This is a genomic window from Luteibacter aegosomatis (assembly GCF_023078455.1).
Classification (GTDB): Bacteria; Pseudomonadota; Gammaproteobacteria; order Xanthomonadales; family Rhodanobacteraceae; genus Luteibacter; species Luteibacter aegosomatis.
On the sequence record NZ_CP095740.1, the window covers coordinates 2,240,228 to 2,264,802 of the forward strand.

The 24,575-nt window shown below is 63.8% G+C and carries 12 protein-coding genes; 6 read left to right on the forward strand and 6 right to left on the reverse strand.

Features of this window, described 5'->3' with window-relative positions; all coding sequences use genetic code 11:
* Positions 1-249: 249 nt before the first annotated feature.
* The gene (locus L2Y94_RS10225; RefSeq protein WP_247374893.1) at positions 250-447 is read left to right on the forward strand and encodes a hypothetical protein; all 198 of its coding nucleotides are present in this window, start codon (positions 250-252) and stop codon (positions 445-447) included.
* Between the two features lies 1 nt (position 448).
* Here the strand turns inward: L2Y94_RS10225 and L2Y94_RS10230 are convergent, their stop codons facing one another.
* The 4 genes from L2Y94_RS10230 to L2Y94_RS10245 form a co-directional block, all read right to left on the reverse strand.
* On the reverse strand, positions 449-1,354 hold the full coding sequence (locus L2Y94_RS10230; protein WP_247374895.1) for an MASE1 domain-containing protein: 906 nt from the start codon (positions 1,352-1,354) through the stop codon (positions 449-451).
* A 197-nt stretch (positions 1,355-1,551) separates the two neighbouring features.
* Positions 1,552-2,781 (reverse strand): hypothetical protein, encoded by a 1,230-nt coding sequence (locus tag L2Y94_RS10235; RefSeq protein ID WP_247374897.1) that lies wholly within the window; start codon positions 2,779-2,781, stop codon positions 1,552-1,554.
* A gap of 10 nt (positions 2,782-2,791) precedes the next feature.
* Positions 2,792-3,793 carry an MASE1 domain-containing protein gene (locus L2Y94_RS10240; protein ID WP_247374898.1) on the reverse strand — a complete coding sequence of 334 codons (1,002 nt, stop codon included), beginning with the start codon at positions 3,791-3,793 and terminating at the stop codon, positions 2,792-2,794.
* 13 nt (positions 3,794-3,806) lie between these two features.
* Complete coding sequence (locus tag L2Y94_RS10245) at positions 3,807-4,901, reverse strand: MASE1 domain-containing protein (protein WP_247374900.1); 1,095 nt, start codon at positions 4,899-4,901, stop codon at positions 3,807-3,809.
* A gap of 204 nt (positions 4,902-5,105) precedes the next feature.
* On the opposite strand from L2Y94_RS10245, the gene L2Y94_RS10250 reads away from it, so the two are divergent.
* The 5 genes from L2Y94_RS10250 to L2Y94_RS10270 all read left to right on the forward strand — a co-directional run bounded on the left by L2Y94_RS10250 (position 5,106) and on the right by L2Y94_RS10270 (position 22,290).
* Entirely contained in the window at positions 5,106-6,797 is a 1,692-nt protein-coding gene (locus tag L2Y94_RS10250) for a ShlB/FhaC/HecB family hemolysin secretion/activation protein (protein ID WP_247374902.1), read from the forward strand.
* A gap of 50 nt (positions 6,798-6,847) precedes the next feature.
* Positions 6,848-19,603 (forward strand): hemagglutinin repeat-containing protein, encoded by a 12,756-nt coding sequence (locus L2Y94_RS10255; protein ID WP_247374904.1) that lies wholly within the window; start codon positions 6,848-6,850, stop codon positions 19,601-19,603.
* Between the two features lie 10 nt (positions 19,604-19,613).
* Positions 19,614-20,405: a hypothetical protein gene (locus L2Y94_RS10260; protein WP_247374907.1), complete on the forward strand. Its 792-nt coding sequence runs from the start codon at positions 19,614-19,616 to the stop codon at positions 20,403-20,405.
* A 396-nt stretch (positions 20,406-20,801) separates the two neighbouring features.
* The gene (locus L2Y94_RS10265) at positions 20,802-21,593 is read left to right on the forward strand and encodes a hypothetical protein (RefSeq protein ID WP_247374910.1); all 792 of its coding nucleotides are present in this window, start codon (positions 20,802-20,804) and stop codon (positions 21,591-21,593) included.
* A 271-nt stretch (positions 21,594-21,864) separates the two neighbouring features.
* The gene (locus L2Y94_RS10270; protein ID WP_247374913.1) at positions 21,865-22,290 is read left to right on the forward strand and encodes a hypothetical protein; all 426 of its coding nucleotides are present in this window, start codon (positions 21,865-21,867) and stop codon (positions 22,288-22,290) included.
* Between the two features lie 1,143 nt (positions 22,291-23,433).
* On the opposite strand, the gene L2Y94_RS10275 is transcribed toward L2Y94_RS10270, so the two are convergent.
* Positions 23,434-23,868, reverse strand: a complete 435-nt coding sequence (locus tag L2Y94_RS10275) for a hypothetical protein (RefSeq protein WP_247374915.1) — start codon at positions 23,866-23,868, stop codon at positions 23,434-23,436.
* 57 nt (positions 23,869-23,925) lie between these two features.
* Positions 23,926-24,540 carry a hypothetical protein gene (locus L2Y94_RS10280; RefSeq protein ID WP_247374919.1) on the reverse strand — a complete coding sequence of 205 codons (615 nt, stop codon included), beginning with the start codon at positions 24,538-24,540 and terminating at the stop codon, positions 23,926-23,928.
* Positions 24,541-24,575 lie beyond the last annotated feature (35 nt).

The following is a 24,575-nucleotide window of genomic DNA, read 5'->3' on the forward strand; positions in this document are numbered from 1 at the left end:
CGGGATTACCCCGTTAGGGTGAACCGTTATGGTGGTGGAGAACGCCAGGCATCTTGCGGAAATTGAAGACGAAAACGTTTTCCCGACCCAAACGTGCCGTCCGGGTAGAAGCTGCTCGCCCTGGGTGGTGAGATGATCGGGGTCTCGCCTGGCGAGACGCTCCGACCCGGATCGGCATCCGCGGTTGGGGCATGACCGCCGCGACCGCTCGCTGGGTCGCGGTTCCGTTCAACCTAAGGAAGGATCGTCATGAAACGTGTCACTCGTTTGACTCTTGCAGCACTCGTCGGCGCCGCATCGCTCCCGGCATCGGCTGCGGATGGCTCGATGTCGTTTTGGGATCAGCTTTGGTATGCGATGACCGGGCAATCGCCGGTGACCGTTCAGGCCGATGGTGACAATGGTGGATGCATCCCCCGCGAATGCAACATTAAATTCAGTAAGTGATCTACAGCGTCCGGATGGCGCGCCGCGTCACCCGGACGCCTGCGACCAGCGCACCCGAGATGGCTAGCGCGAGGACGACCTGGGCGCGAATTACCGCCGGGTCGAGCAGCACCGTCGTCGTGCAGGCCATGGCGATGCTGCTGAGCATGCCGGCCACGGCGCCGCCGGTCCATCCATGGCGTGCCGTGGCGGCGACGACCGGGAGCACCAGGGCAAGCCTGGCGACCTCGCGAATCGTGGGGGCATCGGTGCGCGCCATGACGGTAAGTATGGCGATGCAAGGTACCGCGACCAACACGATGTCCCTGAACATGGGATGCTGAAGCGCATCCCGCAGTCGAATCCCTTTCACGTCGACGCCTTGGCGCAACGCCAGCACGACCGGGGTCAGGGTCAACGCGCCGAGATAGTTGCCGAGCAGGTAAGCCATGAAGTCCGGCACGGCCTCGTCGAGCCACACACCTATCGTATCTTGGCGACCCAAGTAGGCGATCAGTACCCCTATATCGCTGTGCAACGCCGTCACCAGTGCGCAGCTCAGGGTGGCCACGAGGATGGTCGGCATCCTTGGGGCCCCGTCCGATCCGTAAAGCGGCATGCGTCGAAGCAGCACGGATATGACCGGCATGCATAGCAGGATCGACGGAACGGAATAGTACGCACCCCACGTCACGCCGAAGTCGGGAATGCACAGAACAGCGGATTCGATGACGGGAAGCGCCTCGCCCACCACGAGAGCCGGCCAGAACTTCCGTGGCACCAGCAGCAGGCACGCGAGACGAAGCCCGGACATCAGGATCCAGTGCGAGAACGAAAAATGCTTCGCGAGCTCGTAACACGCGGCATAGGCCGCCGCTACGGCCAGATGATGCCCAAGATGAACCCTGTTGGCATTGACCCCTTCCACTCCCACCTCCGCATCCATTCGGTGAATGACCCTGCTTTCGGGTGTTCTCCCGTACCGTGGGCAGGGAGGAATCGGCGACCGTCAATTGGCAAGTCTGCCTCAGTGAGGCGGGCGAACGCATCCCTTCGCCGCGAACTGCTGCCTGAAGTGCTTACTGGTACTCATTCGCAGGCATGGGAAAGGTTGCGGATGAAACACTAAGCTCGTTGCGGAGCGTGCCGAATACGTGCCGACCGGCCGGGTTCGCATTGTGCCAGGCGTGCGTTCCCGCGTACGGGCTTCACGACAATCCATGCGGCGGAGATACCGACAGTGAGGAAGGTTTGCGCGTAGAGCGTCGCAGGGTCGCCGGTGGGGTCGACCATGCAGGTCGCGGCGACAACAACAAGGAGTACGCTCAAGACGGCGCCTCCCGCGCCGATTTTCCGGAACCTCCGCGCCCAGCCAAGTCCGCGTTCGAAATAGGAGAACGTCCGCTTGTTTCGAAGCCATAACGGCGAGTACGAGCGGAAGGTGCGTATCGGCCGGGACGGGCGCGTGGCCACCAGGGCGCCGGTGATGACCAGGGCGAGCATGCCTTCGGCGCGCATCGTCACGGGGTCCAGGGTCTTGTCGAAAATGCAGTGCATCGCAATGCTGGAGAGTAGAGCTCCGGCCGCTACGCCCGGCCTGCCGTGGCTTGCGGTCATGGAAACGACGGGCACGATGACCGCCAGTTGGGCGAAGGTTCGAGCTTCGGGCGTGTCGATCCTTGACGCAGCCACCACGATCGTCAAGTACGGAGCGACGAGCAGGAGGGCGTCGTGCAATAGCGGGCGCCATGGAAAACCCCGCCAGGACTTGCGCAAATATCCATGCAGCACCAACACCAGGGGCGCGCTGGTCAGCGCACCGAGATAGCTGCCGATGACGAAAGAGAGGGTTTCAGGAATGATCGACTGTCCCCAAGCCTGCACCGGCTCGGGATAGGAGAGGTATCCGGGAAACGAGAGCAGATTGACCTGGATCGCGCGTACAAGGGAAGAAACGAGTGCCACGGCAAGTAAGAAGTCGACACTTACGTTGTTTTTCCGGTCATGCAGGGACATGCGCCTGAGCATGAGGGTGACGATGAGCATGGATGTAACGATGAACGGATACGAGGACGTCACGGCCCACAGCGTGCCGAACTTCTGCGCGTGGGAGATGGTCTTCCACAGGACGGGGATCAACTCTCCCACCGCCAACGCGGGCCAATATCGTCGCGGTACGAGAAGTAGGCAACTGAGACGGAGGCCCTCGGTGATGACCCAGTGCGATGCCATGAAGAGATACAGCGCTTGGTAGATCAGGGCGTAAGCGGCGACCACCGAAAGATGGTCACCGAAGGGAATCCGGAATCGCCTGCCCGTCGATTCGATCACGTATCCAGATGTCGTGTCGTTCATCGCATCGTACTCAAGGTGATTCGGTCGAGCGTCGAAGGCGAGTCCATACCGTGGCGACGCCCCGCTCGAAGTAAAAGCTTGCACGGTCGAACCTGACCCGGATTTCCGGATGGGCACTGAATGTGCGAACGGGACGGGAAGGCTCGGTCGAGACCAGGGCGGCCGTGATGACGAGTGCGAGGAATCCTTCGGCGCCGAGCGTCCGCGGATCGGTGTCGTTGGTGAATGTCACGACCATGGCGATGATCGAGAGCGGACCGCCTACGGAAGCACCCCGTTTCCCATGGGCCGCGGTCATGGAAATGACTGGCAGGGTGATGGCCAGCTGGGCGAAGACGCTCCCTGCGGGCATTTCGGTGCTCGCTCCGGCGACGATGATCGACAGGTATGGAACCACCAGGAATACGGCATCAAGTATCAATGGTAGCCATTGGATCTTGCGCCGCCGGTGGCGAATGTACTCGCGCAGCACCAGCGCGAGGGGAACGATAGTGAGCGTACCTAGGTAATATGCGAAGACAAAAAGGGGATAACCCGTCATGGCATCCGTCGACCACGCGTACAGAGGGTCCGGATATGACAGGTAGGCGACGAACGCGGCTGCGGCGGTAAAGATCGGGGTGACGACGGAGCAGGCCAGAGCAAGCACGAGGGCCGTGGTCATGCGCATATCGCCCTTGGAGTCATGCAAGGGCATGTGTCTGGTCACGACCCTGAAAACGGTCATGCAGATCAGGATGAAAGGAAATGAGGAGGTCAGCGCCCACGGCAGGCCGAATCGGTGCGCGTTGACCAGGTTCTTGTCGAGCAGGGCGAGGGTGTCCGCCACCACGAGCGCAAACCAATACCTGCGCGGCACAAGCAGGAGGGCACCGACGCGGATAGCGGAAGGTATGACCCACTGCGATACCGAGAACGGCTCAAGCAGATGGTAGATCGCCACGTAGGCCGCCACCACCACGAGTTGGTCGCGGAAAGCGACGCGGCGTCGCCTGGTGAATGGCTCAGTCATTCTATCGATGGAATCAGTCGAGGTCTGCTACGCAAGTCCGATCCGCCTGTTGAACGGTGATCACGAAACGACGCCGCCGTATGCCCACCAGGATCCGGGCGAGGCGTCTTTCAACGAAGAACGAGACCCTATCGAGGCGAGCTTGTATCACCGGGAATCCGCCGAACGTGCGAACCGTCCGGAACGGCCGGGTCGAGAACAGGGCCGCGGTGATGACCACGGCCACCAACGCCTCGGCGCCTACCGTGGCGGGGGCGAGCTCGGTGGTGAACGCGCAGGTCATCGCAACGCTCGACAGTAAGGATCCCAGGGCGGCGCCCCGCTTTCCATGGTGCATGGTCAACGCGATGAGGGGCAGGACGATGGCCAGCTGGACAAAAGCGCATGCGGCGAAGGTATCGGTGCGCGCCGTGGCGACCACGATGGCGAGGTAAGGGATGACGAGCAGGAACGCTTCGTGCAGCAACGGCCACCAGTGGGAGGTGCGCCGACGGCGACGCAGGTATTCGTGCATGACCACGACGATGGGGACCACCGTGAGCGTGCCGAGGTAGTGGCTGATGATGAAGGAAGGGGTGAAGGTGCCGACGGAAGCCCACCAGGCTTGCACGGGATCGGGATGCGACGCATACCCCAGAAACCCGATCGTCAATGTCCATAGCGTCATGATCACGGACAGCGCGACGTTGAGGCCCAGCACCGTGGTGATGCGCAGGTTGCCGTCGGTGTCGCGCAGGGGCATGCGTCTGACGACCGCGGTGAAGAAGGGCATGCAAACGACGATGAAGGGAATCGATGCTCCGATCGCCCACGGCATGCCGAACACCTGCGCATGCGAGATGATTTTTTCGAGTACGGGAAGCGTTTCGCCGATCGCCAGCGCCAGCCAATACCGACGCGGCACCAGCAGAAGGCAACTGAGGCGCAGCCCCGACATAAGGTTCCAATGGTCGAACATGACCAGGTTGAACAGGTAGTAGACCAGGGCGAACGCCACGACGACGGCGATGTGATCGCCGAAGGGAATCGCGAACCGGTTGCTGCGCAAATTCAAACCACCCACCCCTGAAAACATGGTGCCGCGACATGGCCGCACCGGGCCTGGCATGGGGTCGGAGCCTATACCTTCCCGGTGGGAAAAGTCACGGCGGCTGCCGATTTCGCGCCCCTTTCGGGGTGAGTAAGTCCTTACGAAAATCGCTCCTAAAGTTCCTGCGAATCCTGCCGAAAACGTACTTCGAGAACCGGGCGCGGCCACTCGAGACGGGTTCCCGCGTGCCATAACCAGGACGGTCGTGGAGTAGTGCAACGCATGAGGTTTACAGGGGAAGGCCGTTGGCGCACAACGGCACACGGGCTGATTTCCCTGCTTGCGATCGGTGCCAGCGGTATGGCGCCCGCGCAGCAGTCGACGTTGGACAAACAGGAGCAGCTGCGTCGCGCACAGCAGCTCGAGCAAAGGGAAGAGCAGCGCCAGCAGGCGCCGTTCCAGGGGACGCCGCCGACGCAGGTCGAGCGGCTGGATGCGCCGTTGCCCAGCGAAACACCGTGCTTCACGTTGCGCAGCCTGCGGCTCGAGGGCGAGCGCGTGGGCGATTTCGCCTGGGCACAGCGGTATCTCGATCGCTTCGTCGGGCAATGCGTGGGTCGCGAAGGCCTGGAGACCCTGCAGCGTCGATTGTCCAACCTCGTGATCGCCCGCGGTTTCGTCACCACGCGCATCGGCGTGCCGGCGCAGGACATCTCCAGCGGCGAGCTTCGCATGCTGCTCGTGCCGGGCACGCTGCGGCATGTCCGCTTCGCGCCGGGCTCGCCCGCACTCGATTGGCGCGCGGCCTTCCCCATCCGCGAGGGCGACCTGCTCAACCTGCACGCCGTCGAACAGGGCCTGGAGCAGCTCAAGCGCGTGCCGTCGCAGGACGTCTCGATGGACATCGCGCCCGGTGAGAAGGTGGGCGAGTCCGACGTGGTGCTCACGGTGCATACCGCGCGGCGCTGGCACGTGGAAACCGACGTCAGCGACTCGGGCCTCAAGGGCACGGGCACCTACCAGGGCAACCTCAACGTATCGTTCGACAACCCGCTGGGTTGGAACGACATCTTCTCGATCGGTGCGGGCCATGCGCTGTTCACCCATCCGGATGGCGGCAGCACGTTCAGCGAAAACGCATCCTATAGCGTGCCGTGGGGATGGTGGACGTTCAGCGGCAGCGTGTCGACGTACCGGTACCGGCAGTGGGTGGAGGGCTTCGACAGCCGTTTCCGTTCGACCGGCAACTCCACGTCCAGCGACGTCACCGTGCAGCGGCTCCTCACCCGCGGCACGTCGAGCAAGACGTCGATCGAGGCGCGGCTGGCCGCGCGCAGCGCCCACAGCTACATCCAGGGCGTGGAAGTGGGCATCCAGCGGCAGCGCGTCGCCAGTGCCGAACTCGCGCTCGTGCATCGTCATTACATCGGCCAGGCGCAGATCGACGCCCGCCTGGGTTACCAGCGCGGCACGCCATGGTTCGGCAGCCAGTGGGCCGGATACGACCCCGAGGTCGGTTATCCGACCAACCGGTATGGATTGACCACGCTCGATCTCTCCATCAGCAAGCCGCTCACGCTGGCCGGGCGCCAGGCGATCTGGGACAGCAGCCTGCGCATGCAGCGTTCCACCGACCACCTGCCGGCAGCCGAGCTCATCACGCTCGGCGGCCGCTACACGGTTCGCGGTTTCGACGGCGAGCAGACGCTGGCCGGCGAGCGCGGCGCTTACCTGCGCAACACGCTCACGCTTCCGCTGGGCATGTTCGCGCCGTATCTCGGCATCGACGTGGGTCACGTATCGGGTCCGTCGACACAGGCCGGGCATCGGCAACTGACGGGCGGCGTGCTGGGCCTTCGGGGCAGCTACGTGGGACTGAGCTGGGATCTCTTCATCGGACGGCGCCTGCATGCGCCGCGGGCGTTCGACACCGAGCAACCCACGACGGGTTTCCAGCTGATCTACCAGTACTGAAAAAACACGGGCAGGGGCGCCGGGGACGGTGCCCGACAAGGGGAAAGGTCATGACGACGATCAAGGAAACGATGGTGCGCGCCTCCGGCGCGAAGGTCTGGACGGTGCTGCGTACCCTCGCGTACGCGCTGGCACTGGCCATGGTGGGCACGCCGGTGGTGTCGTGGGCGCAGCAGGTGCCCGACGCGGCGGCGGGGGCGCATCGGCCGACGATGGACTCGGCGGCCAACGGCGTGCCGGTGGTCGACATCGTCGCGCCCAACGCGCAGGGCGTGTCGCACAACAAATACCAGCGCTTCGACGTGGACAAGCGCGGCGTCATCCTCAACAACAGCGCGGGGATCGTGCGCACCCAGCTCGGCGGCTACGTCGCCGGCAACGACAACCTCAAGGGCGGCGAAGCCTCGCTGATCCTGAACGAGGTGACGTCGGCGCTACCCAGCACGCTCAACGGATACATCGAGGTGGGCGGCAAGCCGGCCGCGGTGGTGATCGCCAATCCCTACGGCATCACCTGCGACGGCTGCGGCATCATCAACAGCCAGCGCTTCACGCTGACCACCGGCACGCCCGTGTTCGGTGGCAGCGGCAGCCTGGATGCGTTCCACGTCACCGGCGGCGGCATCGCCATCGGCTCGGGCGGCCTCGACGGCTCCGTGGTCGATCGCACCGATCTCATCGCCCGCGCGGTACAGCTCAACGGCAAGCTCTGGGCGAAGCAGCTCGACGTGGTCGCCGGCAGCAACGACGTCGGTTACGCGGATGCGAGCGTGCGCGCCAACGTCGCGGACGCCTCCCGTCCGGCCGTATCCATCGACGTGGCCGCCCTGGGCGGCATGTATGCCGACAAGATCCGGCTGGTGGGCACCGAGGCGGGCGTGGGCGTGGTCAGCAGCGGCGCCATCGCCGCTCAGGCCGGCGATCTCCAGCTCAGCAGCGCGGGTGAGGTGCGCCTGGGCGGTACCGCCGTGGCGTTGAACGATGCCACGCTGGACGCGGCCGGGGCGGTCACCATCGACGGCAGCGTCGGCACGCAGAACGGCAACGTCTCGCTATCCGCGCGTGGGCCGCTGACCGTGAACGGCGGCCTGATCGCCGGCGGCTCGCTGGCCGTGAACGCGGCGACGGATGTCGACGTGTACGGACGCCTGAGTGCCGGACATGACCTCTCGGTCTACGCCGCGGGCAGGCTGCGCAACATGGGCCTGCTCTATACGGACCGCTCGTTCGACCTGCGCACGGGCAGCCTCGCCAACGGCGGCACGATCTATGGCATGGGGGGAGGGTATGCCACCGCGGCAGGCGCGTTGACGACGTCGGCGGCGAGCACCCTGCATGCGGGCGGCGATCTGTCGCTCGACGCGGGCACGCTCGCCAGCCTCGGCGTGGTCGACGCGGGAACGCGGTTGTCGCTGTCGAGTCGAGGCGATGCCACGCTCGCGGGCGCCGTACAGGGCGGCGGCGACGTCAGCCTGCGCGCGGCGGGGCTGCTCGATAACGCGGCCGTCGCCGTCTCGGGCGGAGGTTTCGCCGTGCAGGCGGGGAGCGTCGTCAATCGCGTTGGCGGCGTCGTGTCGTCGGGCGCCGACCTCGCCACGACCGTGGCGGGCGATCTCGCCAACCAGGGCACGCTGTATGCGGTGGGCGGCATCGCCGTGAATGCCGGCACGCTAACCCAGGCCGCGAGCGGACAGATCTATGGCATCGGTGGCGCGCAGGTCGAGCTCGCGGGTGCGCTCGACAACGCGGGTAGCCTCGTCGGTGCCAACGGATTGTCGGTAACGGCGCAAGGCATCGACAGCCGGGGTGAGCTCGGTACCCAGCAAGGCGACGCGACACTTTTCGCTCGCGGCGACATGACGCTGGCAGGCGACACGGTCGTGGGCGGCGCGCTCGCGCTGCGCGCGGCCGGCATGTCGCAGAAGGGCCGGTTGACGACCGGCCGGCTCGACGCGGACGTTTCCTCGCTAGACAACACCGGCGACATCTACGCGCGCGGCGACGCCGCCGTGCGCGTGGCGCACGATGCGGCCAATGCCGGTTCGCTGTACGCGGACGGCAGCCTGTCCCTCGCTGCCGAGGGCAACCTGGAGAACACGGGCACGGTCCACGCGGGCTCGGATCTCGCCGTGCACGCGTCATCGCTCGACAGCGGCAAGCAGATCGATGCCGGTCGCGATCTCGCCATCGATGCGGCCAGCCTGCACTTGGCGGGCAACGTGCAGGCCGGTCGCGACCTGTCCCTCGCGACCGTCGGCACGCTGACCAACGAGGCCGACGTGGTGGCGGGTCGGGATGCGACGGTCCATGCCGGCGATCTGATCAACGCCGGCTCGCTGTCGACCAGCCGAGACCTGGCGCTCACGACGAGCGGCGACGTCAACGACACCGGCAAGCTGTACGCGGGCCGTGCACTGACGTTGGACGCGAATGCGCTGACGGTAGGCGACAAGGCCTCGGTGAGCGCGGCCGACACGGTCGCTCTGCGCCTGCGCGACGCACTTCGCAGCACGGGTAGCGTCGTCGGCGCGAACGGGCTGACCGTCGATGCCGGCACCATCGATTCGTCCGGCTCGTTGGGTAGCACCCAGGGTTCGGTGCGTTTGACCAGTTCGGCCGGTGACATCCACCTGGGCGGCACGGTGTCGGCGGCGACGGCGTTCCATGCCCAGTCCGCGCAGGACGTGCTGCTCGACGGCACGCTCACCGCGAACGCGGTCGACCTTGTCGCCGCGCGTACGATGACGTTGGCCGGGGCGCTCCACGCGACCGGCGACGCCGCGATCGACGCCGGCCAGGATCTCCTGCTGGCCGGCGACACCTTCGCCGACGGCGCGCTCGTCGCGCGCGCGACGGGCGGCATCCATCAGTCCGGCACCACGCACGCGGGCGGGGACCTGTCGCTCGACGCGGCGACTCTCGATGGCGAAGGCACCCTGGACGCGGGCAACGACCTCGCGCTGCATGCCGACACCGCCACGCTCGGCGGCCGCTTGCAGGCGGGTCGCGACGTGCGCGTCACGGCGGGCACGTTGACCCAGGCGGCCACGGTGGTCGCGGCTCGCGACGCGATACTCGGTGCGGAACGATTCGACGGACGCAAGGGCGGCACGGTGAGTGCCGCGCACGATCTGACGCTGACCGTCGCACAGGACGCCACCGACGCCGGTCTGCTCTTCGCGGGCAACGTATTGACGCTCGGCGCGAGTGCCTTCAGCCAGTCCGCCGACGGTCGCCTCGACGGCACGCAAGGCCTGGTCGTGTCGGTGGATGGTGCCCTCGATAGCGACGGCGCCATCGTCGGTGGCAACGGCCTGAGCGTGACCGCGGGCAGCCTGCGCAGTGGCGGTCAGCTCGGCAGCACGGCGGGCGACGTCTCGTTGACCACGACGCATGGCGACCTCAGCCTGGCTGGTACCACCGTGTCGGCCGGACGGCTCGACGCCACCTCGGCCGGTGCCTTGGCGCAGACGGGCGCCATGAACGCCCATGGGGCGACGCTGGTCTCCGCAGGAGACATCGACCTCGCCGGCGACACCTCGGTCGACGGCGCGCTCGCGCTCGACGCGGGACGCGACCTGCACAACACCGGCAGCGTCTATGCCACCGGTACGCTCGACGCACACGCGTCCGGTGACCTCGACAATCGCGGCGACATCGCCGCGGAGCAGGACCTGAAGGCGCGAGCCGACGGCTCGCTCACCCAGGACGCGAACGGCAAGCTGCAAACGAACGGCACGCTCACCGTCACCGCGTCGCGCATCGACAGCGCGGGCACGCTAGCCGCCGCCCACGACGTCGGCCTGACGTCGCAGGGCGACACGCTGCTGTCCGGCACGACGCAGGCAGGCGGTGCACTCGATGTCCAGAGCGGCGGCACGCTGACCAACGCGGGCAAGCTGCTGGCGTCCTCGGCGCTGTCCGTCGAGGCGGCGAGCATCGGCAACACGGGCGACCTTTCCACCGACGGCACGCTCGCGCTGCATGCCGCCGGCGCGATCGACAACCAGGGCACCGTCTACGCGGGCAAGGCGCTCGGCATCGGTGCGGGCGGGTTCACGCAAGGTGCCTCGGCCCAGCTTTCCGGCGCGGACACCGTCACCATCGACGTATCCGGCGCGATGGCCAACGCGGGCAAACTCGTCGCCGCACGGACGCTGGACGTGAAGGCGGGCAGCCTGAGTAGCACCGGCACGCTCGGCACCCAGCAGGGCGACATGCACCTGCTCGCGCGGCAGGGCGATCTCACGCTCGGCGGCACGGTGGCCTCCGCCGCCGACCTCGACGCCCGGGCCACCGGCGCGATCCGGCAGAGCGGCCAGCTCGCCGCCCACGGCCTGACGCTTCACGCCGATGGCGACCTCGCCGTGCAGGGCGACATCGCCGCGAAGACGGCGACGCTGTCCAGCGGCGCGACGTTGAGCCAGGCCGGTACGGTCAGTGCCGACGACATTTCGCTCGATGGCGTTACGGTGAGCCATGCCGGCCGCACGCTGTCCGCCGGCGATCTTCGCGTGCATGGCGCCACCGTCGACGTGGCGGGCACGCTCGCCGCGGGCGTGAAGGCCGACGGCACGTTGGACACCACCGGCGATTTGCGCGTGCTGGCCGATGGTGCACTGACGGCGCATGGCAGCCTGCTCGCGGGCAACATGCTCGACGCGCAAGCGAACGCGCTCGATCTTTCCTACGGCACGCAACGCGCGGGCGGCAATGCGGGCCTGCTGGCACGCACCGGCAATATCGACCACACCGCCGCCGACCTGGGCGCGGGCGGCAGCCTCACCGTGCAGGCCGCCGGCGCGCTGTTGAATCGTGGCGTGGACGGTCGCGACGCGCGCATGCAGGCGAATGCGCTGCTGCTCACGGCGGCATCCATCGACAATACGCGGGGCAAGCTGTTGCAATCGGGCTCGTCCGTGCTCGTCTTGCGCACGGCCGGAACGATCGACAACACCGGCGGCACGATCGTCAACAACGGTAGCGACCTCACCCTGCACGGCAGCCGGGTGGTCAACACCGGCGGCAGCGTGCAACTGGCCGGCAACGGCCTGCTCGACGTCGGCGCCGACCAGGACGTGGACAATCGCCAGGGCACGCTCGCCAGCAACGGTACGACGCGAGTGGTCGCCACGACGGCGCTCGCCAACGACGGCGGCCTGATCAACGCGCACGGCAACACGACGGTCTCGGCGTCGTCGTTGAGCAACACGGCGAATGGCGCGATCTCGGGGGCCACGCTGGGCGTGACCGTCGCCAACGGCCTGAACAACACGGGCGGCCTGCTCCAGGCGACCGGCGGCAACCTCGGCGTTACCGCGGCCAACCTCTCCAACGGCGGCGGTACCATCCAGTCGGCGGCGGGCGCGACCACGCTCGGCGTCGGTGGCACACTCGACAACGGCAACGGCACCATCGCCGCCGGTGGCGGCACGACGCTGACCACCGCACGGCTGATCAATGCCGGCGCCATCTCGGGCGCGCAGCTCAACGTGCAGGCCACCGACACGGTGGCCAACACCGGCCGCCTGCAAAGCCTCGGCGCGCTCGACCTGCGCGCCACCAACGGCCTCAACAACAACGGCGGCCGCATCGAAGCCAACGGCGCCACGACGCTGGCCTCGGCGTCGATCTCCAACATCGGCGGCCGCATCGCCAACGCGAGCGCGGCGCTCACCCAGGTGACCTCCGGCGGCGGCATCGACAACCGCAGCGGCACGCTGGGCGGGCAGGGCGACGTGAGCCTGTCGGGCACGGCGATCTCCAACGCGCAGGGCGGCACGCTGGTGGCCGCGAACAACCTCACCCTGGGCACCGGCCAGCTCGACAACGGCGGCGGCACGGTCTACGCGGGCAACACGTTCAACTTCGTCAACGCCGGCGCGTCGGCATCCAACGTCAACGGCAAGATCACCGCCGGCCGCCAGCTCAACCTCACCCTGTTCGGTTTCGACAACAGCGGCGGCACCGTGCAGGCCGGCATCGACGGCGTGGGCGGCGTCGGCAACGTGATGCTGGACATCCGCAACCTCGTCGGCCAGGGCACCATCGTCGCCAACAACACGCTGGGCATGCACCTGGTGGGTGACTACGTGCAGGCAGCCGGCTCCAGCATCAAGGCCACCGGCGGCTTCAGCCTCGCGGTGGACGGCCAGTTCACCAACAACGGCAGCATCCAGGCGGTGAACGGCCTGACCATCAGCGCCGCGGGCATCACCAACAACGCGGGCGCGCTGCTCAATTCGGCCAATACGCAACTGGTGACCGGCGGCACCGTCACGAACGCGGGCAGCATCCAGGGCAATACGGTCGGCATCACCGCGGGCGTGGTGAACAACACCGGCAGCATCATGGGCGGAAACGTCACGCTGCAGGCCGGCACGGTGATCAACGGCGCCGATTTCGGTCAGTCCATCGGCAACCCGGATTACCAGAGCGGCACCATCGCCGCGACGAACAGCGTCGACATCTACACCAGTCACCTGGTCAATCGCGATGCGCAGATCTTCAGCCTCGGCAACATCAACGTCGCTGGCGCGGGCCGCAATGGACAGGGACTGTTCGACACGCGCGCGGGCCTGATCGACAACATCTCCGGCTCGATCCAGGCACAGGGCAGCATCCTGCTGGCGGCGAACCAGATCAATAACGTGCGCCGTGTGCTGAGCACGACCAGCCGCACGTTGAGTGCCGAGGAATCGGCGGCATCGCAACCGTTGCCGATCACCGACTACAAGCACGCGATCAACAAGGTGCAGGAGTACGAAACCTGGACCGAATACCACACACTCGACGAGACGGTGGTGAACGCCGCCAGCGCGCAGTCGCAGATCGTCGCGGGCGGCAACATCTCGTTGTACGGCTCGGTGAAGAACAACACCTCGACCATCGCGGCCAACGGCTTCCTCGCCGTGAACCAACAGGGCGCGGGCGGCGGCACCGGCATGGTGGCCGGAAACGAAAACGTGTCCAACGAGTCGCTGGCCGCCGGGCGCACCATCCAGAAGGTGGCGGTTACGCACCACATGGGCTGTGGCACGGACCTGAGTCTTTGCGATAACGCCGGAGGCGAACAGGAGAATTACTCGTATCGGCCGGATACCAACCCGTCCGACCTGATGCACGACAACTACACCGCGCTGGGCGCGGTGATGTCCGGCGCCGCCGGCGTGGCCATCGGTGGACTCAACGTGTCCAATGGCGGCGTCACGCCGGACGGCCGTTCGGTCGGCAATACGCGGCTCGACCCGAACGCGCAGGCGATCGGCCTGTCGTCGGTGAACAAGGGCAACGCGCAGGGGGCGACCGGACTACCCCAGGGCGCTCAGGTCGATCCGGCCACCGGGCACGCGCCGCAGGTGCTCGGCGGCGCGGGCCAGCCGCTGGCCGGGGTCACGCTGCCGACGGGCGGCATCTATAGCGTGCGTGGCGGCCAGGGGAGCGACGGCTCGGCCGTCGATGGACCCGCCGCGGGCGGGCAAATCGTCGCCGCTTCGGCCGGGGAGCGCAGCACCGTCGGTGGCGTGGACGCGGGCACGCTGTCCGCCGGCGCCACGGGGGCGTCGGCCCGCAACGTCGGCCTGCTGGGCAACGCTTATCTCACGGCGTTGCTCGGCCATGCGCCGAGCGGTAACTACCTCATCGAGACCAACGCGCGCTTCGCCGATTACAGCCAGTTCATCAGCAGCGACTACCTGCTCGACAAGCTGGGCGTCGATCCGGCCCGCACGATGATGCGCCTGGGCGATGGTTTCTACGAACAGCAACTGGTGGTCAACCAGGTCACCCAGCTCACCGGCCGCGCCTACCTGTCCGACTACGGCAGCGGCCTGGACGAGTACCAGGCGCTGATGAACAACGGCGCGCACGCGGCCCAGGCGATGAACCTGAGCGTGGGCGTGGCGCTCACCGCCGACCAGGTGAGCGCGCTCACCCAGGACATCGTCTGGATGGTGCAGCAGAACGTCGACGGACACGACGTGCTGGTGCCGGTGGTGTACCTCGCCAGCGGCAACCTCGGCCTCACGGCGCAGGGCGCGGTGATCGCAGGCAAGGACGTGAGCATCGACGCGTCGGGCACGCTGAGCAACGACGGGACGATCCGCGGCCAGAACAGCACCCTGCTCACCGCGAAGGACCTGCTCAACAGCGGCCGCATCTCCAGCGACGGCCTGACCGCGATCAGCGCCACCGGCAACATCACCAACCTCAACGGACGCATCGACGGTGCGGGCGTCAGCCTGGTCGCCGGTGGCGACATCCGCTCGGAGAACGTCGGGGGCCTCATCGGCAGCGGCCTCGCCCCGGCGAGCATCACCGCCACGCAGGGCTTGCAGATCAACGCGGGCCACGACCTCTCGCTCGACCACACGACGGTGAACTCCGGTGGCGATGCATTGCTCACCGCCGGCCATGATCTGACCCTCGCGGGCAAGGGCGTCACGACGGGCGGAAGCCTTGCCCTGGCGGCGGGTCACGACGTGACCCTGGCATCCAGCACCGTCACCACGCAGCCCAGCCGCTGGACTACCGGCACGCGTGCCGAAGGTGTGACCCTCGATGCGGGCAAGGATCTGTCCGTCGTCGCAGGCAACGACCTGAACCTGTCGGTGTCGACGCTGAAGGCGGGCGGCGATGCCGCCTTGCAGGCGGGCCACGACCTCACCCTGGGTGCGCAACAGACCGGCACGCGCTGGACGACGCAGACGCAGGGCAGTTCCGTGACCGCGGGCGGCTCGTTGTCGATGCAGGCCGGCCACGACCTGAGCGCGCAGGCGGCGACGGTGAAGGCCGGCGGCGACATGGCGTTGCTGGCCGGTCACGACCTGTCGCTGACCGCGAGTACGGACGGCACGTCCACCAAGGTCACCCACCAGGTCACCGGCCTCGAGGCGGGTGGCAACCTCGCCGTGGCGGCGGGCAACAACGCGCTGCTCGAAGGCACGACGATCAAGGCGGGCGGTACGGCCGCCTTGCAGGCCGGCAACGACCTGACCCTGACCACCGTCACCGACAGCTCGACGACCACGGCGAGCTGGAAGGAAGGCAAGAAGCACATCACCCAGACCACCACCGACGAGACGGTGCGCGGGGTGGTGGTGGACGCGGGCAAGGGCGTGCAGCTCGCGGCCGGGCACGATGCGACGTTGAACGCTACAACGGTGTCGACGGCGGGCGATATTACGGTAGCGGCCGGTCACGACCTCATCCTCGGCACCGCCGATGAGTCGCATGAAGTCGTCACCGATACCAAGAAAAAGAAGAGCGGCCTGCTCAGCAGCAAGACCACCACCACGCACGACGACGTCTCGCAGACCATCGCGGTCGGCACGATGCTGGACGGCGATAACGTGAAGCTTGTCGCGGGTAACGACCTTACCGCCACGGCGGCGCAGGTCAAGGCGACCGGTGATATCGCGGTGTCCGCCGGTCACGACGTCAACCTGCTCGCCGGGGACGACGTCTATGACGAAACCCACGATAGGACCACGAAGCGTTCAGGCATGACACGTGGGCTGATGCCGACCGACTACAACTACCAGACCCAGTCTCGCGCCAATGCCGACCGCAGCGAGGATCACGTCGCCACGGGTACCGTGCTCAGCGGCGATTCGGTGACCGTGCGCGCTGGACACAACGTGACGACCGAAGCCGCGCAGATCGCCGGCACCCACGACGTGACGCTCGCCGCGGGCAACGACCTGAACATCGGTACGGCCGTCAGCACCCACGCGGAGGGTCACAAGCAGAGCGTCTCGACCTCGGGCTTCATCCAGAACGGTCTGAGCGTCACGATCGGCAACCAGAAGCAGAAGGGGGCGCTCGACGTCACCCAGGTCGACGCCACGGGAAGCCTCATCGGCAGCACCGATGGTAAGGTCACGATGTCCGCCGGGCAGGACGTGCATATCACCGGCTCGGACATCATCAGCCATACCGGCACGACAATCGTCGGTCAGAACGTGACCATCGACCCTGGCTTGGGAACGGTCGATACTCGGCAGACGCAGTCCATACACAGCGGCGGCATCAATGTCGGCCTGACCGGTGGCATGGCGACCGCCGCGCAAACGGCCTATGCCTCGGCTCATCGAGCAAGCCAGGTGGATGACGATCGACTCAAGGTGCTCTACGCGGCGCAGGCCGGCTATGGCGTCTACGACGCCGTGTCGGACAAGGACGGAAGCCCCCAGAGTAGCGACAACGGGATGAGTGTGCGGGTGGGTCTGGGCGCGAGCACCGCCAGCAGCCATTCCACGACCCACGACGACACGACGGGCGCAAGCACGATTCGCAGCGACGGGAACGTGACCATCGCCGCGACGAACGGCAACCTGAACGTCATCGGCAGTCAGATTGACGGCAAGAACGTCTCCCTGGGCGCCACCGGCGATCTCAATCTCCTGAGCCAAGCGGAATCCCACACGCAGAAGAGCGGAAGCGCGAACGCGAGCGGGGAAATCGGACTCAGCGTCGGCAGCCAGACGGGCATTTACGTCACGGCGAGCGTCGGCAAGGGCATCGCTCACGGCAACGGCACCACCCATGCCAACACTTCGGTCAATGCCTCGGACACGCTGAGTCTGGTGTCGGGTAACGACACCAATATCCTCGGCGCACAGGCGAAGGGCGAAACCGTCGTGGCATCGATCGGCGGCGATCTCAACATCGCCAGCCAGCAAGCCACGAACGACTACGCCAGCCAGTACTGGCAGGTGGGCGGTACCTACGTCTACGGCTACGGAAGCCAGATCAACATTGCCGTCGGTAAAACGACCAGCAACTACAAGAGCGTGGATGAGGTCAGCGGCATCGGCGCCGGCAGCGGTGGCTACAACGTCTTCGTCGGCGGAAACACCGATCTGAAGGGCGGCGTGATCGCCAGCTCGGCCGATGCGGCGAAGAATGCGTTCAGCACGGGCACGCTGACCTTCAGCGACATCCAGAACAAGGCGGACTACCAGTCGTTCAGCGGCGGCATCTCGGTCGGGAGCGGCGCTGGCTTCTCGGGAAGCATGAGCGTCCCGCAGTCGAAGGACTCCAGCAGCACGACGAAGGCCGGTATTGCTGCGGGTACGATCGACGTCCGCAACCAGCCTGGCATCGACCTCACGGGCCTGGATAGGAATCCGGATATCGACGCAGGCGGCCTCAAGCCGATCTTCGATGAGAAGAAGGTCGCGGAGCGTCAGGAACTTAGCCAAGTGGCGGGGCAGGTAGGCTTCCGGGCGGCTGGCGACGTTGGCGAATACTTCGGCCTGAAAGAGGGCAGCCCCGAGAAGATCGCGCTGCATGGCGCCGTGGCGGCGGCGATGGCAAGCATGGGCGGTGGCAATGTCGGGGCGGCGGTGGCCGGGTCGACGGCCAACCAGTTAGCGATTAATGCCCTTGCTCAATCGTTGCAGGACTCCGGCTACGTGCCGGGAACGGCGGAGTTCGCTTCGTTGATGAAGCTCGGCAGCGCCGCGATCGGGCTTGCCGCGGGCGGAACGACGGGCGGTGTCGTCGCCGAGGCGGCCACGCAGAATAACTGGCTGTTGCACAGTGAAGTGGAACAGGCCGATAGGGAGCGCGCTGCTTGTGGGGCGGACCAAGCGTGCAAAGACGCCGTCACCGCGCGCATGGAAAAGCTCAACATGGAACGGGACTACGAACGCGAGCAGTTTGGGAACAACTACTTCCTGGATATCGTCAAGCAATACGGAGTGTTGACGGAAGAAGATAAGGCCGATGCTGCAAAGGCCTATTACGCGCAGTACGGAATTAAACCTGGGGATTCCATCGTCCCGGAGTATGGGCCCGCGAACGAGCTTAGCTACCAGTGGCGACAGTTCGTCGACGGCTTCAATGACTCGTCGAAGGCGGTAGGCGCGAAGCTGGATCACTATCAGGAGCATCCTGTCGAAATCCCCGGGGCGATAGCTGGAGCGATCTATGACGGCGTGACGCATACCGCGACGAACGTGTCGGAGTACGTTACAAGTGATGTGCCCGCGTGGACGTTGACGCAGCAAATGCATGACCAGTACGGCGTGCCAAGCAGCTACAACTTGGGAGTGGGCGCCTACAACACCGCATTGACGACCGCGTTGGTGGCCCCGGCGCTGGCGAGCGGGGGAGTCGCGGCCACTCCCGCCTGGATCTCGGAATGGTCACCCATTGCTTCCGTTGGCGGAGCGACGAGTGGTGTCGGTTACCCTGCCGTTCTGGGAAGTGGACTCCCCGCGGTTACCGGCTGGCTGGGGAATTCGGCACCCGCGCTTTACGGCGGTCAGGTCGTCACGGCATCGGGAGGCATCCTCGGCCTGACGACGATGACGGGCGTCGACCCGTCGAAATCGGGCAATCTCAGTGCCACCAAGTTCAATACGTCGAGCACGTCACTCATCGACCTCACGGTTGATGAAAAGATCATCTCCCAGTACGTTCAGTTCAATGGCGACAAGACTGGTGTCACTACGGAGAACCTGATCAACATCATTGCTGATCGCCAAGGACTAAATGTGTTGGATGGCGGCAAGTACGGCAGCAACAATGGCTTCGATCATGTACTCCAAGCGCCTGATGGAACGGTGACGATCATCCTGGATTCGAAGCAGATACGAGGTGGCTCCGCGAGCCTTTCGACAGACGCAGGAGTACAACAGCTCTCGGATCGGTGGATCGACAATGTGATGGCAAACTTGGATCCATCGTCTGACGCATATAAGGCAATTTCCAAAGCGCAAAAGACGGGGACGCTAGTAAAAGGTGTTGCAGGCGTGGATCGGAACACGGGTCGGCCGGTTCTTCTCAAGATAAACTAAAGGAACGCTGATGACTGCTGCAGATGATCGCATTCGGCATGTTAAAGCTCACGCCGCGAGCGAATTCAACAAGGAGATGAACGAAGAGTGTATCCAGGGCTTGCTGACCGGAACCGGGAGTCGTGGCGGGTGCCTCGCCGGCCTGGAGCGTTACGCCAACGTTATGGCAATTTACTCCTGGTTTGTAGAGGACGATATCGACGAAACCAGAAATTGGTTTTTCACGATGGCAAGGTTACAGTTGGCTAGAATCGTGGGCGTGCCCGTTTCGGAACAACGCCATTTATTCTCTTTTTTTTCCGGGTCGAATGTTGTGTTCTCGAACTCTCCATCCACCATGTTGGAAGTCGGAAAGGTTCTAGGATCGCTATATAGTCATCCTGACAACGTTCCGTTGATTCGGGTTCTTTCTGAGCAGGCGGCTTTCATTCTTGAGGGGAATATCGAAAAGGCTAGAGATGCGCTGAATCGTTCGATTGACCGTGCATCGCTTGACGATAGCAAGTATGCTGCGGATCTTTCTGTATTCATCAATCTTCATCATGGCGATGATGAAGCATTGCATAGCAGCATTATAAAGCTATGTGACCTTGGTGACGAACGCTTGGAGTTGGAAAGTGGCTTTACAAAGTCGCTCATGAACACGCCGGCAACGGTTTATGCGAAGCTCTGCCTGATGGCAGGCAGACACATAGACGTTCGGCATTCCATGATTCCTGCCGCGTGGCTGATGAATGACCCAGAAGTAAAGCCCGTTTTCAACTTTCCGCAACTAAACGGGGTTGTCTTTACCAAGAGTTAGATTGCCACGTGACTTGCTTGAAAAACGGGTGGCGCTATGCCTTCAAGGGTGCCATATCAGCAGCGCTTAGATGAGCTTCGCCATTGTTCGAAGGTCGAAGGAGATGCGCTTCGGGAAGCTCGTGGGCCCGCGTGGTCTTCGGATATCGCATAGCCTTATGTTTCTCAACCTTGCGTTGTGAATCGGAGGATGGCATGTCCCACAGCCTGCCTCCACTTCTTGGGAAATGGCACCACGCAACTCTCTGCAAAATGCTTCGCAGGCGCGCGGTGCCCATTCTCAGAAGGTATGGCAGGGCAACTCGGTACACGTCCGGCGTCACCTCTCGTGAGAGAGGCCTGGCGGCAGGGCACTTGGTTTGGCCAGATTGGCCTAGGACGTTAATCGGTCAATGCTATGAAATTAGCTGAAAAGCGAATTAGACATCTTGAAAAATATGTAAATAGCCAAGCCACCATCAGTATGAATGAGCTTGCGATCGATAACTTGGTTGTCGGTAGAGGAAGCCTTGGCGGCTCACTGGATTCGCTTGAAAGCTATTCGCGTGCCATGGCCATGTACTCGTGGTTCGTGGAGACCGACATCGATAGCTGCCGAGACTGGTTCTACACATCCGCCATACTTCAAGCGGAACGGAGCAGCATGATAGGTGCCGAACATCGACATGAGGTGTTTTCTTTCATTGACGCATCTTCTGCAGCTTTCTCAAATTCTCGGATTGCTCGCTATCAGGCGAGCAATCTTCTGCAATCTTTGTACAGTGGTTTCAATGATCGGTGGGAACTTAATTTCATTTCCAGGCAAATTGGACTGATTTTTCTCGGTGAACTGGGTAACGCAGAGAGATCTGCGCAGGACGCGCGACGGAGGTTGGTTCTGAAGAACGGGCCACTGTCAACTGATGTCCAAGTTTTCTTCGACATGTTCTTCGGCGAGAAAGAGCGCTTAGTGGTTGGCATTGAGGAGCTATGCCGCCGCGGGAATGAAGCGGTCGAGCTTGAAAGCGGTTTCACCGAGGGTCTGATGAGCACTCCAGCGACTTTGTACGCGAAGCTTTGTCATCTTGTTGGGCGAGAGGTGAAGATCGCTAACTCGTTGGTGCCAGCAGCTTGGTTGGGCGGTGATGACTTCGAGCGAACCTTTAAATTTCCTGGCCTCGAGGAGGCTCTCTCGCTTTTGAAAACCTGAGGGCTGGCGGCTAGGTTTGGCCGGGCTCCCAAGTTGCCTCCTCAACTGAATGGCATCGTCTTTTAAAGCGAAAGGCGAAAGTCCGATCTTTCCACGGAAAGACGGGGATTGGGCGTTAGGAAGCACTTTCCGAGGAACGGATCATCGGCTTCTGCGTGAGGCCGAAGCCGGCACAGCAGAGCAGGATCTAGCCGCAGTGAGCGGGATGTTTCTTCTGATAGGACGACGGACGATGCCGAGAAGGACTGGTTCGATGGTAGGCAGCGGTAACATGCGCCTGAAGCGTCAGATCATCCTCCTGGCATGCGGAGGTATGGCAGCCGCATCGATCGCCTTGGCTATGATCGTCGCCTCCGGACATGTGGCGCAGGAGTGGATGAGTCTGGTTGCGTTCTTCCTGATCGGAATGATCGTGACCACGGTGATCGGGCTGCCCTTGCTGTACGTCGTGGATCGTTGGTTCCATTTTACAGGTCGATACATCGTTGGTGGCGCGTTGTACGGGGATATTTTCTGGATCCTGCTTGACGCTCCGATCTTCCCAAGCGACTGGCATACGTTTTCGACGAGGTGGTTCTGGTTTGACTATGCGCCTCCAAGAATTGCACTGTTCACGACATTCGGAGCGGTCTTCGGCGTTGTCTACACGTGCGTTCTTATGGTGCTGGAAAGAAGTACAAACGATCACGAAGTTTGACGAACAGCGGCGCCATCGTCCAAGGGAAGCGGTTACGGGAGTCAAGGGGAGGTCGTCTGCGCAATAGATTATACGGTGGGCGTGGAGGCGTCAGATCTGGATCAACCTTTCTACTCTGCTGAGAAATCGGGCTTCGATATCGGAAGGCTGATTTGTGATGTTGTAAGTAGCTCGCCCTCCAGCGAGATCGACTACTTGTATGGTCAGATGCGAAATAGCGCGTTCGAGCTGAAACCAGGATACAGGTAGAGGAAATTGACGCACGAGCTTCTCAACGGCAGATATGCTCCGGTACGTTGACGCCGATCAGCGAGCGCTTGGCTTGGACATGAAGGTGCTCTCTTTCAAGCAGGGGATGGTCTTGACGTTGCGCATGCGAGGACAACTAGGATGCATGACATGTTCGATGGGTTCTGGTCCGGCCTGATAGGTGCCCTTCTTTCGACGAGAAGAGGTGGTCCTCCAACACCGGCCGTATATCTGGTGGCGTTCCTAGTAGGGGCACTTTCGGCAATCATCATTCTTTTCATATCTATTGCATGGGACGTAGGGCTCGCTAAGGCCTTCTCCTTGATAATTGATAAATTTATAAGTCCGGTGTCACTGCTGGTTCCGCTGTTAGGCGGGCTTATGGCTACCTCCGTATTCTGGTTTCCAAACAGTGATAAGTAGGGAAGTAAGCCAGGCTGCCTGGGGGAGGGCGTCTCAACGGGCAGATGCATCGCCGTAGTGGCTGGCCAGGACGTGACGCTAGCCTACCTGCGAGGTACGGCGGAGTTCGCTTCGTTGATAAAGCTAGGCAGCGCCGCGATCGGGCTTGTCGTGGGCGGTACGACGGGCGGTGTCGTCGCCGAAGCGGCCGCGCGGAAAAACTGGCTGAAGTACAGCGAAGTGAAACAGGCCGAAATCGAGCGCGCTGCTTGCGGGGCGGTCCAGGCGTGCAATGATAAGGTTACCGCGCGCATGGAGAGGTTGGGTTTTGTGCCGGACTACGAGCGCGAACAGTTCGGAAACAATTATTTCTTGATGTCGCCCGACACTCGCAGTTCGTCGAAGAGCTGCCGGACCATATCGGACGGTCTGAGGACGAGTGAGCAATCCCTACACGGTCCATACAAACCCCGCGTGCTCATCGACCGAACCTCAGAACCATTTCCACCAAGGTCGCTTTGGAACAGGCGAATCGGGCGGAATGTCGTGTTGGCTGAAGTCGTCGGTAGCGACCATGTCGACGTCTGCATCGTATTCCTCGTCATCGTCGCCCACCACCCTTGCGCCGAGCACCTGGGCGATTTGGAACATTTTTCGGAGGATTTCGTTGTCCGGGTTCTTGGCGACGATCCCGCTGAAGTCGAGCCAGATCCATGACGTGTTTTCTTTGGAATAGGCCGTCCAGACAGCCATTCCTTCGTTCTTTACCCGTAGCACGGCTCCATTACCCAACGTCGTCTCGGCATAGCCGTCAAGGCGGAGCTCGGGATCGGAGGCGATGTAAGCTTTCCATTCCTCCATGGAAATGGTCGGGCCTTCGTCATCGAACCAGTGCGTTTTGCGAGTGATGTGGATGTCGTAGCCCACGATGTTCCTTCTGTTCGTCTGCTCGGGGTGCCGGTCACGAAGCGCGCCCGTCGAGAGTCATGGTTCCGGGATTTTTGCGCATCGATTCAAGTCCCTGCGCGCGAAGTCGAGCCAGGGTCTGCGAACATGAAACAGCACATAGGATTCGGGAGCCCTGTTGGTGCTGCCCGGATCGCGCTGTTCGTGCGATACCACCCACACGTCGTCGCCACGGGCATAAACCGCGTCGGTCACGTTAAAGGCCTTTGACTGCCAGGCATCGAAGTCCGCTTCCGGGGTGACCGGGGATGCGATCTTGCCCAAGGCCGAGCGCAGGGCTTCGAGGGACGCATCGGATCGAGGGAGCCCAACGACGTGCGACACGACGGTCGACTTGCTGTCCAGAATGTCTACCATGGATAAGGCGACGGGCTGCCCGGCAATGGTGCAAAGGCCGCCCGGGGACGTGGCGAACTGCGTAAAGGTAGACGTCTCGTAGTCACATCGTTCGTCGATGGGCCCTCGTTCCTTCGGTCGTCGGGATTGAAAGGATGGCATCGCACCCAGCTTCGCGACGAAAGCGTCCGGTGGCATGTTCAGGGACAGCGTCAACGGACAATCCTCGGCCGCAACGATCCCGGTGACCGAAAACAGTCCGATTGCCGTCGCCACCGAAAACAATAAAGCGCGCATAGTGACTCCAGATGGCCAGAGAGCCCCTCTCCCCA

Coding starts and splice junctions, on each gene's coding strand:
- L2Y94_RS10235 (WP_247374897.1), bottom strand. CDS start 2,781: ATGAACGACACGACATCTGGATACGTGATCGAATCGACGGGCAGGCGA.
- L2Y94_RS10265 (WP_247374910.1), top strand. CDS start 20,802: ATGAAATTAGCTGAAAAGCGAATTAGACATCTTGAAAAATATGTAAAT.
- L2Y94_RS10280 (WP_247374919.1), bottom strand. CDS start 24,540: ATGCGCGCTTTATTGTTTTCGGTGGCGACGGCAATCGGACTGTTTTCG.
- L2Y94_RS10260 (WP_247374907.1), top strand. CDS start 19,614: ATGACTGCTGCAGATGATCGCATTCGGCATGTTAAAGCTCACGCCGCG.
- L2Y94_RS10245 (WP_247374900.1), bottom strand. CDS start 4,901: ATGCCAGGCCCGGTGCGGCCATGTCGCGGCACCATGTTTTCAGGGGTG.
- L2Y94_RS10240 (WP_247374898.1), bottom strand. CDS start 3,793: ATGACTGAGCCATTCACCAGGCGACGCCGCGTCGCTTTCCGCGACCAA.
- L2Y94_RS10250 (WP_247374902.1), top strand. CDS start 5,106: ATGAGGTTTACAGGGGAAGGCCGTTGGCGCACAACGGCACACGGGCTG.
- L2Y94_RS10270 (WP_247374913.1), top strand. CDS start 21,865: ATGCGCCTGAAGCGTCAGATCATCCTCCTGGCATGCGGAGGTATGGCA.
- L2Y94_RS10255 (WP_247374904.1), top strand. CDS start 6,848: ATGACGACGATCAAGGAAACGATGGTGCGCGCCTCCGGCGCGAAGGTC.
- L2Y94_RS10225 (WP_247374893.1), top strand. CDS start 250: ATGAAACGTGTCACTCGTTTGACTCTTGCAGCACTCGTCGGCGCCGCA.